Raw genomic sequence first — 9,921 nt, forward strand, 5'->3', positions numbered from 1 at the left:
TGATTCATATGTGGACGCCCCCTATGGCAAGAGCTGGTTTTGTCATGTTGCGGTGATCGGTTGCTTTCATATGTCCGGCCTGTTTGTGCGGCGTGATATTCGCTGCTGGCCCTGATGGAAATCCGCCGGTGAGGTCCCTGATCAAGCTGGCGCGCACGAGTGGCGCATTGAATCAGACGGGTTTGCCTCTCCATTGGCTCGATCGTTACGCATCATCGACTGCCATTGCCAATTTGGTTCGGGCTGCGCGCGGTCAGGCAGGCCGCCCATAGGGTCTATATGTCTCTCCGCGGGTTAGTACTACCCAGGCGATGCGGGCGAGCTTGTTAGCGAGGGCGACCGAGGCGAGCCGGAACGGCTTCTTCTCCAGCAACCCATTCACCCAGTCTGTTATCGGCGTCGGGTTACGCTTGGCGTGTCGCATGACGGCCGTTGCGCCAACGACGAGCAGGCGCCGCAAATACCTGTCGCCCTGTTTGGATATACCACCGAGACGTGTTTTGCCTCCGGTCGACTGCTGCTGCGGCGTCAGCCCAAGCCAGGCGGCGAATTGCCTGCCTGATTGGAACTGATCGGGGTCTGTCACTGTTGCCGCGATGGCTGTCGCTGTGATCACCCCGACACCCGGGATAGCCGCGAGCCTTCGACTGGCCTCGTTCTCGGCATGCCAGATGCGTAATTCCTGATCGAGTTCGCCGACCTCCTCGGTTAACTCGGTGATCCGTCGGATCAATATCTCAAGCGCTCGATGAGCGTAAGTAGGAAGGGCTTCATCAGCAAAGGCCCTATCGGCCAGCTTCGCCAGATTGGCGATGCCGGGATTTGCGACGAAGCCGAATTCGGCCAGGTGAGCGCGCAGTGCATTCGCTGCCATGGTGCGCTGGCGCACCAGGAGAGATCGCGCCCGATGCGCCATCAGGATGCCCTGCTGCTCAACCGTCTTGACGGGCACGAACCGCATCGTGGGACGTTGCACGGCTTCGCAGATCGCTTCTGCGTCCAGCGCATCACTTTTGCCGCGCTTGACGTATCCTTTTACATAAGACGGCGGCATGATCCTGACGTCATGGCCCATGGCGATCAGCGTACGCGCCCAGTGATGCGCCGTAGCGCAGGCTTCAACCCCGATCAGGCAGGGTGCCAGTTTCGAAAAGAATGGCAGCATCTGTTTGCGATGCAGCTTCTTCACCAGCACTGTCTTCCCGGTGTCATCCACGCCATGTGCCTGGAAAACGCTCTTGGCCAGATCCAGTCCGATTGTATTGATATTCATTGTAAACGCTCCTTCTCTTGCTTTCACTTCCACAGCACCTTAACCGGCACTGCGCTGGCCGGGGGCGTCCACATCATCAAGGCTGTTCTTTGCGGAGGGCAGCGTTGGTTCGTGGTTTGATGTCGGATGAGGAATGGGCGTTCTTCGAGCCGTTCGTGGTCGAGAAGGGTCCGAGGCGAGGTCGGCCACCTCGTGACCATCGACTAGCATCAACAAAACCGAGGCCGAGATGGTGCGCATGATCTTCCATCGCTACCTGGAGGTCAGCTCGATCGGCTCCCTCAAGCGATCGCTCGATGCCGAGGGCATCGTCTCCAAACGCCGACGCTTCCGTGACGGCAAGTAAATGGGGGGCGTGAGCCTCAGCCGCGGCGCGCTCTACCAGATCCTGCGCAACCGCGTGTACCGCGGCCAAATTCAACATCGCGGAGAGGTCCACCAGGGCGAGCATACGGCGATCATCTCCGACGACCTCTGGAATGCTGTCCAGGCACGACTGGCGGAGCAGAGCCACCGGCCTCGGGGGTCCGGATCCCGCCGGGCTTCAGCACCTCTGGCGGGGATACTGTTCGATTCTGACGGTTGCAGGATGAGTCCGACCTACGCAATCAAGTCCGGGCGACGCTACCGTTATTACACATCGGCGCCGCTCGTTCGCGGCACTGCCTGCGGCAAGGGCTGCCGCGTCCCGGCTCCAGACGTCGAGCAACTGATCGTTACCATTATCGCCGACCACCTTGCCGATCCTATCTGGATGGCTGACTTCAGCGGAGTAAGCGAACTCCCCCAACTGACGAAGATCTTCGGCTCGGGACAGCGGCTATCCCAATCGATCAGAGCCCAGACAGGACAGGACCTACTGGTCGAGGCCATCCCTCAGTTTGTTGAGCGAATCGAAGTGGGGCAGGACAGCGTGACGCTCGCGATCAATCGTGGGGCGCTGACAAGGGAGCTGGAGATGACAGAGCCCGACTGCATCGCGAACATCGCCGACTTAGATGAGCCGCTTGAGATCACCACCCCAATTCGGCTGCAGCGTTGCGGCAAACAGGTCCGCCTTATCCTTGGCGAGGTCAGCAGCAGGACCAGAGCACTTGATCGGGATCTCGTGCAGCTTGTCCTTGACGGTCATAGGTGGTTCGAAGACCTGCGCACTGGCCGGGCCGCCACCATCGCCGCGATTGCAAAACGGGATCGCCGGCAGGTTTCCCATGTCAGCCGCAACCTCTCGCTTGCCTTTCTCGCTCCGGACATCACGGAGATGATCCTAACAGGTCGGCACCCCATCACGCTGACACCTGAGCGATTGAAGGCCGCCCGTCCCCTGCCTCTGGACTGGTCCCAACAGCATACCCTGCTGCTCGACTGACACCAGCTCCCCGACCCCCTGAAGAGGCCCCCTGGCCGCCACCAGGGGCGTTCGTCATTCGGGCCGCATGATGTCAGCCAACGAGCTATATTCTGTATTTCTTGATCATCCCAGAGCATGTCGGGAATTTGGCCCACGGAGAAACTCGGTCGACGATCGCGCCAAACACGGACGAATCGGGGTTGGAGAGAGCGGCTCCAGTGGCGGACCTACCGCTAACCTCCGGAAATCACCGGGCTTCCTGCAGAGAGCTCCCATGACGCGGGAATGGCGGAGACTGGTTGGCTGGGGCGGCAGGATTCGAAGCTCGCCCTAGGCACCAGCTTTTCCGGGCTTCTGACTGCCTCCATGTTGAACAGTTTGTTGAACACGCGGGGGCGCTGACATGGACGCCCAACGCTTCCGGAACATCCTCGTCACCATGATGAACATCGACCTCCACGAGCTGGTCGAGGCTGGTGTCATCGCCGCCGGCAACATCGACGATGGGGGCTCGTCCTGGTCCCGCTTCAACTCCGACCCACTGACCTTCGTCGCCAAGCTCGGAGATAAGCAGCTCGAGGCGCTTTGGCAGATCGTAGCCGAGCGGCAGCCGGTCAGCACGCACAATGCGGACTATGATCGCGGGCTCAAAGCCGGCGTAGCAGTGGGGCTTGCGCGCGCCGGCATGGCGATCAACGCGCTGCGCGTCGACCAGATCGCCCAAGATGTTGCACCCGGTGCAACCACTGACGTCGGCCATGGCCTCCAGCCATCAGCGCTGGATGTCCGCAACGCGTTGGCGACCGCTATCTGCGCGCTGCGAAGCTACCAGTTCGGTAACGGCTCGCCAGACTTGGCCGAGGGCATAGCGAACTACTGCGACACCATTCTGGCCGGATCTGCCCAAGGGGTGTGCGATGCCAACGCTCAATGAGGAAGCGTGGCGTCAGTACCGCGAACAACTGCGCGAGACGTTCACCTCCAGCCATCTCACCGACGCCCTGCTCTACGGCATGCACTTCGCTGGCCATCGGTACCGGGACGTCTTCCGCTCCGCGCCGCGGATCGGCGCCATCGATTTTGAGGCCGGCGCCGATGGTGTCTGGCGCCTCCCGCAGGCCTGGGGCGACGGCAGGGGGTTTCACTTCGGCATCGATCCTGGCCCGTCCGGGATCCGATACCACCGCCTTTCACACCGCCTACCGGGAGCCCCGTTCATGACCAGGGACCATATCATCGCGAAAACGATGGAGCTCATCCGGCGCCATCACATGGAGCTTCCCGAGGCCGAAGAGCGGTCGCTTGACGAGCTGCTGGAATATCCGAGCACCACCCTCGGCCAGCTCGGGTATGACAGCCTCGACGAGGTCGAACTGGCGATCGGGGTCGAGGATGCCTTCCCCGGGATCATCATCGAGGACGACCTTTGGAACTCGGGCACGACCGTCTCCAAGATCTGCGCCGACGTCGTGGGCCGGGTGGGTGTAGAATGAGCGATCACAATTGCCCCGAGAACACGCACTGGACGCTCAATCTCCAGCATTTCGGCAATACCAATATCAAATACCTGGAGGTTTCCGGCGCATGCGCCGTGTGCGGTCGCAAGGTCGAGTTTCGTGGGCCCATGGGCGTGAGTCCCGAACACCCCACCGCTTCAGCTATCGACGGCAGCGAGGCCTGTCTGCCGTTCCTTTTCGCCGGTGAGATCTACGACGGCAAGGGCGTGGGCTATTCCGTCTCCGTCCGGGGAGGGAACTGATGGCCCAGAGGTTTGGACGCCGACGCAAACGCGCAATGCGCGAAGCGCTCGAGAGCGAGCGGGCGATGCGGGAAGCCGCCGAAGGGCTGGCTCGCTGGCATGATGACGAGCGCCAGCGTGCCGTTGGGCTGCTGCAGGAAGTCTACACCCGCATCAAGCGCGCGTGCGGCCCGGATTCGGCTCTGCTGCCGATGGCCATGCAGGAACCGAGAGAGCACAGCATCGTCGGGCGCTATCCGCTACGCAGGGATCTGGATGGTTTCCCGAAGCCATCCAATGCTGGGTTCGATTTCAGCATGGAGCCGATCCGCATGACCGAGCTGCTCCACCTGGTGCTGCACGTCGAGCGGAACCTAGATCAGTTCGCCGACCTGATACGCTTTGAGAACATCAGCGAGCGCCAAGGCGGCTGGAGCACGCGGGGCTACGCTGTAAGCCTGAGCGCGATGAAGCGAATTGGGATGGCAAGTGATGTGTGGTGGCTGGCTCAACAGGTCGCTCATGGGCTGACCGAGTTGGAGCGTCGAACATGACCTATGGCCTCCTTTGCCGGCAGGAGGCCGGCGACAAACCTTTCGCCCGCTGCTGGTGGCTTCATGCTCCGTGGGCCCACCCGCTATGGCACAGCTATCTGGTGTCGCTGGCGGACCTCACGACTCCCACAGCCAGGCCGCCAAAGCTCATGGCGCCCGAGGTGACGCACGAACTGCTTGTGTGCGCCCTCAATCCGTCGGTCCCCAAGGAAACCTGGCCACCCCAGCTGCTGCAACCAATAAACCACGGCTACCAGTTCCGCGCGGAAGATGATCGTGCCGCCGAGGCGCGCATCGTCTCTGTCATGGAGGCAATCTCGGCGAAGCGGCTGAACCCCGATACCGACGCCCGCTCTAGCTGGGACACGCTGTTCGAGGACGGGCACACGCTGCACGTCAACACCATCATGGCCACCGCGCCCAAGGTGAAGCACTGATGGATGACCTGCTCATTCCCGCCTTCGATCCTGCATCGTTCTCACCGTGCAGGACCTGGCGTTACCGCCTCGAGCGCCGGTGGGCTGAAGGCCCGGTCGTGGGATTCATCCTGCTCAACCCGTCCACCGCCGATGAGAGCAACGACGACCCAACAATCCGCCGGTGCATAGGCTATGCGAAGGCCTGGGGCTTCGGGGGCCTTGTGCTCGGCAACATCTTCGCCCTTCGCTCTACCGATCCGGCCAATCTCTATCTCGTCCCCGACCCCATCGGGCCCGACAACAACGTCTGGCTGCGCAGGATCGTGGATCAATGCGGGACGATCGTGTGCGGCTGGGGCCGACATGGTGAGAGCGCGCACCGCGGTGACGAGGTCATTGGGCTGGTTCGTAGCATGGGTCGCACGCCCAAGTTCCTCCGGCTCACCAAATCCGGCCAGCCGGGCCACCCGCTCTACCTTCCTTCCAACCTCGTGCCACAGGATATGCCACTGCCATGACCGCAGCTTACCCTCTCCAATGGCCCGACCACATCGAGCGCTCGCGAACCCGCGAGGTCGGCCGTTTCAAAACCACCCTCCCGAGCGCGCTCGGCAACGTCGAGACGTCGCTGCACAGGTTTGCCAGCGACAGCCGCAAAAAGATCAGCGGTCTCGTCATCTCGTCGAACTATTCGTTGGCCGAGCGCAAGCCTGCCGATCCCGGCGTGTCCGTCTGGTTCAACTGGGACGACATGCAAATCTGCATCCCCGTCGATCGGTACTCGAGCGTCGAGGCGAACCTGCAGGCCATCCATCATGTGATCGAGGCGAGGCGCACGGAGCTCCGCCACGGGACGCTCGCCTTGGTGCGGGCCACCTTTCGCGGGTTTCAGGCTCTACCCCCGCCATCGGCCGACAAAGCCCCGCACTGGACCAAGGTGCTGGGGCTCGCTGCGAACGAGGCGGTCGGCCCGGCCGATATCGAGCGCGCATACCGGCAGCTGGCCAAGAAGCGCCACCCTGACCACGGCGGGTCTGACCAGGCCATGGCCGAGCTCAACGCAGCGCGCGCTGCAGGACTCAAGGCAATAGGAGCATGACAATGCCCGAAGCAGACACCACCGCCCCGGAAACCCGAACCTACCTGCCCTACGATTGGGTGGACGAAGTGGTGCCGGGTATGCTGGCGAGCCCGGACGCCTATCTCGTCAAGTCGGACGATGGCGGCTGGATGCTCCGCCTGCCCAAGGACGACCCGGAATACGAAAACGAGTTCTTTGCCATGAAGCTCGAGCAGGGTCAGATCATCAACTGGGTGCTCCGCGAGACGTTCGGCGACCTCCTGCTCACTGTGCAGGCCGATCAGTCATGGACCGTCGACCGGCCGCTGCCCGAGAAGGCCAACACATTCTGGATGCCATTCGATTTCGACACGGTGACCGGGAGCATTGAGGAACTGGTGACGACCTGCGGCGATCCACTGCAGGGAGAGCCCCTCGTCGTCGGCAACCACGTCATCAACGCATTCTACTGGTCGCCTACATTCCCCATGAGGTTCGAGGTGAACCAGGGCGTGGCGCGTTTCGCCCCAGTCGTGGGGCAAGCCTGATGGCCGGGATCAAAACCAAGGCTGAGGCGGCGGAGCGCTTGCAGGCCCTCAATTTAGCGATCTCCACCGCGGTGACGCTCATCCGGTCTGAACAGGAGACGCTAGATCAGTTCTTTGCCGAGAGCGCTAATATGGACAGCGTTGGACCGATACTCGACCCGACCCTTTTCAACAGCGCTGAGCGCCAAACGACCGAGGCGATATTCAAGCCGATCTATGCTTCGGCACGGCAGCTGATTGAGGTCTTTGACCGGCAGGTAGCTGACGCACAGGCTGCACTCGAGAAGGTCGGGGACCGGCCATGAACGCGCTCAACTTTGGCAATGTCCCCGTCCCCTACACTGTCCTCTGGTCGGCCGAGGATCCCATGCACATCGCCAAGTGCGAATTTACCCGCAGGGCGGCCGTCTGCAACGCGGTTGCCCCGGGCGTAGGCAAGCCGATCTTCGGTAAACCGCACATGCAGCGCCAGCGCGAGGTCGTGGTCCTCGAAAAGTGCGATCTCTGCGCCAAGCCCCTCAAGGGCCAAACAAAGGTCTCGCTGTCCCATGCCCGGCCGCGCATCGCCGCGCGGGGGCAGCTGGTCATCATGCAGGTCGAAGCGCTGGTCCATAAGGATTGCGCCGCCATCTGCCTCGATCACTGCCCTTCCCTGCGGGCGGACATCCGCCGCGGCTCGCTCGTGGTGCGCATGGTCACCCGCTACCAGGTGCAGGTCGCGCAGCTGACCGGCGCGGCCGTTCTGGAATTCACCGGAGAGCACGCGCCCGGCTGCGTGGGGCACGCCAAGATCGTTCTGCAGCAATGGAAGGACAAAGACGAAAAATGGCTGAGATAGAGGACATCGGCACCGAGGACTTCGAATGGGCTGTGGTCGAGATCTTCGGCCATCGCCGGCACGCCGGCCGAGCCCGGGAGGAAGAGCGGTTCGGATCAAAGATGCTCCGAATCGACGTCCCAATCGAGGGCGACCCCGCCAAGGGCTGGACCAGTCATTTCTATGGCGGCGCTTCGATCTTTTCGTTCACCCCGAGCGATAAGGCGACCGTGATGCGGATCAATCGGCCCTATGCCCCGCCGGCCCGTTACCGGCTCACTGAACCGCCGTTGGATGATGGACTCGCTTCCCTCGTCACTGAGGACCTGCCGTCATGAGCAGCGACCCGATCGATCTGGACCGCGAACGCAACCGCCGAGCAAGCCCCGACCCGGAGCACGTCCGCTACGACGACTTCGGTCGCCCGCTTTACGAGTTCACCTGCTCCTACAGCCGGGACGGCAAAAGGTGGGGCACCACGGTCTGGGCGTACAGCATGGCCGATGCAGAAAGCCGCGCCCGCGCCATGCGCTCAAACCTCACTGTAGAAGGACAATTGTTTTCAACGATCCCGCTATAGCCCCAGACGCGGCCTCACGATCACCTAATCTGACATTGAGAATCCTTGACGGAGAAGCCTTCGTAGCCTTCTGACACCATCAAGGCTTCGATCTCCGACGCGGACATTGAGCAATTGGGGCCCCGGGAAACGTGACCGATTGCTCGGCGATGATCGACACCTTGCTTCGTGTATCGACCAAAGGGGAATTCGAAGTATGTGACCGATCGGCCCCGGGCGACGCGAACAAGTGGCTCCCGCCATTCGATAACGGTGCCATCAGGATGGTGTCCCCTGGCGTGGTGTAGGTTGGTTTGGGCCGCCACGCATTTCCCGGCACTGCCGGTGTCGGATCAGCCGGCCAGGGGCGGCAGGCTGATGAGGGGATCATCGCTCATCTGGCTCATTGTTTCCAGTGTCATGTAGCGGGCGCGCTGGACGGCCCACTCATCGTTCTGTTCGAGCAGTAACGCGCCCACGAGGCGCACGATGGCGTCATCATTGGGAAAGATGCCCACGACATCGGTGCGCCGCTTGATTTCGCCGTTGAGACGCTCGATTGGGTTCGTGCTGTGCAATTTGGTCCGGTGTTCGCGTGGGAACGACATGTAGGCCAGAACATCAGGCTCGGCCTCATCGAGCAGGGTGGCCAGCTTGGGCACCTTGGGTCGGATCTGATCGGCGACGGCGCGCCATTGCGCACTGGCCGCCTTTGGTGTTTCCTGCGCAAAGGCCGTGGCGATGAAGGCAGAGACGACACGGCGCCCGCTCTTTCCGGCATGGGCAAGAACGTTGCGCATGAAGTGAACCCGGCATCGTTGCCAAGTGGCGCACAACACCTTGCTGACGGCCGCCTTGATCCCTTCGTGCGCATCGGAGATCACGAGCTTGACCCCACGTAGCCCCCGCCGGGTCAGCTTGCGCAGAAACGCTGTCCAGATCGGCTCGGCTTCCGAGGTCCCGATCTCCATGCCCAGAACCTCACGCCTGCCATCACTGTTGACGCCGATGGCGATAATGGCGGCGACCGAGACGATACGCCCACCGCGGCGCACCTTGAGGTAAGTGGCATCAATCCACAGATAGGGCCAGTCACCCTCGATGGGGCGATCGAGGAAGGCTTTGACCTTATCGTCGATCTCTTCGCACAGCCGGCTCACCTGACTTTTGGAGATGCCGCCCATCCCCATGGCCTTGACCAGATCATCGACTGATCGGGTGGAAATGCCCTGGATGTAAGCTTCCTGGATAACTGCGGTTAGAGCCTTCTCGGCCATGCGGCGCGGCTCCAGGAAGGTTGGGAAATAGGACCCTGTCCTCAGCTTGGGAATGCGCAGCTCGACAGTGCCGGCGCGTGTCTCCCAGTCTCTGTCGCGATACCCATTGCGCTGGGCCAGGCGATCGGAGCTCTTCGCTCCATAACCAGCGCCTGTGGCAGCGCCCACTTCCATCTCCATCAGGCGTTCAGCGGCAAAGCCGATCATCTCACGCAAAATATCGGCGTCGGGGGTCTGTTCGACCAGAGCGCGAAGGTTCATCATATCGGTGGTCATCGGTGGTCCTTTCGGATTGTGGCTTCAACAACCCGACATTACCGGAAAA

The 9,921-nt window shown here is 62.0% G+C and carries 15 protein-coding genes; 13 read left to right on the plus strand and 2 right to left on the minus strand.

What is annotated here, in order from left to right; translation table 11 throughout:
* Positions 1 to 253: 253 nt before the first annotated feature.
* Positions 254 to 1,273, minus strand: coding sequence for an IS110 family RNA-guided transposase (locus tag EO136_RS08840; protein WP_127143153.1), 1,020 nt, complete (start codon positions 1,271 to 1,273; stop codon positions 254 to 256).
* A gap of 355 nt (positions 1,274 to 1,628) precedes the next feature.
* On the opposite strand from EO136_RS08840, the gene EO136_RS08850 reads away from it, so the two are divergent.
* From EO136_RS08850 to EO136_RS08910, 13 genes are all read left to right on the plus strand, one after another.
* Positions 1,629 to 2,642 carry a recombinase family protein gene (locus EO136_RS08850; RefSeq protein WP_164730509.1) on the plus strand — a complete coding sequence of 338 codons (1,014 nt, stop codon included), beginning with the start codon at positions 1,629 to 1,631 and terminating at the stop codon, positions 2,640 to 2,642.
* 385 nt (positions 2,643 to 3,027) lie between these two features.
* Positions 3,028 to 3,558: a hypothetical protein gene (locus EO136_RS08855; protein ID WP_127144083.1), complete on the plus strand. Its 531-nt coding sequence runs from the start codon at positions 3,028 to 3,030 to the stop codon at positions 3,556 to 3,558.
* Positions 3,542 to 4,117, plus strand: a complete 576-nt coding sequence (locus EO136_RS08860) for an acyl carrier protein (protein WP_127144084.1) — start codon at positions 3,542 to 3,544, stop codon at positions 4,115 to 4,117. The genes EO136_RS08855 and EO136_RS08860 overlap by 17 nt, the downstream gene beginning before the upstream one ends.
* Positions 4,114 to 4,383 carry a hypothetical protein gene (locus EO136_RS08865; RefSeq protein ID WP_127144085.1) on the plus strand — a complete coding sequence of 90 codons (270 nt, stop codon included), beginning with the start codon at positions 4,114 to 4,116 and terminating at the stop codon, positions 4,381 to 4,383. The genes EO136_RS08860 and EO136_RS08865 overlap by 4 nt, the downstream gene beginning before the upstream one ends.
* A 35-nt stretch (positions 4,384 to 4,418) precedes the next feature.
* Entirely contained in the window at positions 4,419 to 4,916 is a 498-nt protein-coding gene (locus EO136_RS08870; RefSeq protein ID WP_127144086.1) for a hypothetical protein, read from the plus strand.
* Complete coding sequence (locus EO136_RS08875; protein ID WP_127144087.1) at positions 4,913 to 5,353, plus strand: hypothetical protein; 441 nt, start codon at positions 4,913 to 4,915, stop codon at positions 5,351 to 5,353. The genes EO136_RS08870 and EO136_RS08875 overlap by 4 nt, the downstream gene beginning before the upstream one ends.
* On the plus strand, positions 5,353 to 5,853 hold the full coding sequence (locus EO136_RS08880) for a DUF1643 domain-containing protein (protein ID WP_127144088.1): 501 nt from the start codon (positions 5,353 to 5,355) through the stop codon (positions 5,851 to 5,853). Before EO136_RS08875 ends, EO136_RS08880 begins: the two co-directional genes overlap by 1 nt.
* The gene (locus EO136_RS08885) at positions 5,850 to 6,434 is read left to right on the plus strand and encodes a J domain-containing protein (RefSeq protein WP_127144089.1); all 585 of its coding nucleotides are present in this window, start codon (positions 5,850 to 5,852) and stop codon (positions 6,432 to 6,434) included. Before EO136_RS08880 ends, EO136_RS08885 begins: the two co-directional genes overlap by 4 nt.
* 2 nt (positions 6,435 to 6,436) lie before the next feature.
* Positions 6,437 to 6,943 carry a hypothetical protein gene (locus EO136_RS08890; RefSeq protein ID WP_127144090.1) on the plus strand — a complete coding sequence of 169 codons (507 nt, stop codon included), beginning with the start codon at positions 6,437 to 6,439 and terminating at the stop codon, positions 6,941 to 6,943.
* Positions 6,943 to 7,248 carry a hypothetical protein gene (locus EO136_RS08895; RefSeq protein ID WP_127144091.1) on the plus strand — a complete coding sequence of 102 codons (306 nt, stop codon included), beginning with the start codon at positions 6,943 to 6,945 and terminating at the stop codon, positions 7,246 to 7,248. The genes EO136_RS08890 and EO136_RS08895 overlap by 1 nt, the downstream gene beginning before the upstream one ends.
* A complete protein-coding gene (locus tag EO136_RS08900; protein ID WP_127144092.1) occupies positions 7,245 to 7,781 on the plus strand; it encodes a hypothetical protein in 537 nt (178 codons plus the stop codon). The genes EO136_RS08895 and EO136_RS08900 overlap by 4 nt, the downstream gene beginning before the upstream one ends.
* Positions 7,769 to 8,098 (plus strand): hypothetical protein, encoded by a 330-nt coding sequence (locus EO136_RS08905; RefSeq protein ID WP_206513299.1) that lies wholly within the window; start codon positions 7,769 to 7,771, stop codon positions 8,096 to 8,098. The genes EO136_RS08900 and EO136_RS08905 overlap by 13 nt, the downstream gene beginning before the upstream one ends.
* Entirely contained in the window at positions 8,095 to 8,340 is a 246-nt protein-coding gene (locus EO136_RS08910) for a hypothetical protein (RefSeq protein WP_127144093.1), read from the plus strand. The genes EO136_RS08905 and EO136_RS08910 overlap by 4 nt, the downstream gene beginning before the upstream one ends.
* 332 nt (positions 8,341 to 8,672) lie before the next feature.
* On the opposite strand, the gene EO136_RS08915 is transcribed toward EO136_RS08910, so the two are convergent.
* A complete protein-coding gene (locus EO136_RS08915; protein WP_127143937.1) occupies positions 8,673 to 9,872 on the minus strand; it encodes an IS256 family transposase in 1,200 nt (399 codons plus the stop codon).
* Positions 9,873 to 9,921 lie beyond the last annotated feature (49 nt).

Origin of the sequence: Pelagibacterium montanilacus (assembly GCF_003992665.1) — a bacterium.
Lineage (GTDB): Bacteria > Pseudomonadota > Alphaproteobacteria > Rhizobiales > Devosiaceae > Pelagibacterium > Pelagibacterium montanilacus.

What these genes read in the sequence shown, in the direction of transcription:
- EO136_RS08840 (WP_127143153.1), bottom strand. Translation starts at nt 1,273, where the DNA reads ATGAATATCAATACAATCGGACTGGATCTGGCCAAGAGCGTTTTCCAG.
- EO136_RS08855 (WP_127144083.1), top strand. Translation starts at nt 3,028, where the DNA reads ATGGACGCCCAACGCTTCCGGAACATCCTCGTCACCATGATGAACATC.
- EO136_RS08860 (WP_127144084.1), top strand. Translation starts at nt 3,542, where the DNA reads ATGCCAACGCTCAATGAGGAAGCGTGGCGTCAGTACCGCGAACAACTG.
- EO136_RS08865 (WP_127144085.1), top strand. Translation starts at nt 4,114, where the DNA reads ATGAGCGATCACAATTGCCCCGAGAACACGCACTGGACGCTCAATCTC.
- EO136_RS08870 (WP_127144086.1), top strand. Translation starts at nt 4,419, where the DNA reads ATGCGCGAAGCGCTCGAGAGCGAGCGGGCGATGCGGGAAGCCGCCGAA.
- EO136_RS08875 (WP_127144087.1), top strand. Translation starts at nt 4,913, where the DNA reads ATGACCTATGGCCTCCTTTGCCGGCAGGAGGCCGGCGACAAACCTTTC.
- EO136_RS08880 (WP_127144088.1), top strand. Translation starts at nt 5,353, where the DNA reads ATGGATGACCTGCTCATTCCCGCCTTCGATCCTGCATCGTTCTCACCG.
- EO136_RS08885 (WP_127144089.1), top strand. Translation starts at nt 5,850, where the DNA reads ATGACCGCAGCTTACCCTCTCCAATGGCCCGACCACATCGAGCGCTCG.
- EO136_RS08890 (WP_127144090.1), top strand. Translation starts at nt 6,437, where the DNA reads ATGCCCGAAGCAGACACCACCGCCCCGGAAACCCGAACCTACCTGCCC.
- EO136_RS08895 (WP_127144091.1), top strand. Translation starts at nt 6,943, where the DNA reads ATGGCCGGGATCAAAACCAAGGCTGAGGCGGCGGAGCGCTTGCAGGCC.
- EO136_RS08900 (WP_127144092.1), top strand. Translation starts at nt 7,245, where the DNA reads ATGAACGCGCTCAACTTTGGCAATGTCCCCGTCCCCTACACTGTCCTC.
- EO136_RS08905 (WP_206513299.1), top strand. Translation starts at nt 7,769, where the DNA reads ATGGCTGAGATAGAGGACATCGGCACCGAGGACTTCGAATGGGCTGTG.
- EO136_RS08910 (WP_127144093.1), top strand. Translation starts at nt 8,095, where the DNA reads ATGAGCAGCGACCCGATCGATCTGGACCGCGAACGCAACCGCCGAGCA.
- EO136_RS08915 (WP_127143937.1), bottom strand. Translation starts at nt 9,872, where the DNA reads ATGACCACCGATATGATGAACCTTCGCGCTCTGGTCGAACAGACCCCC.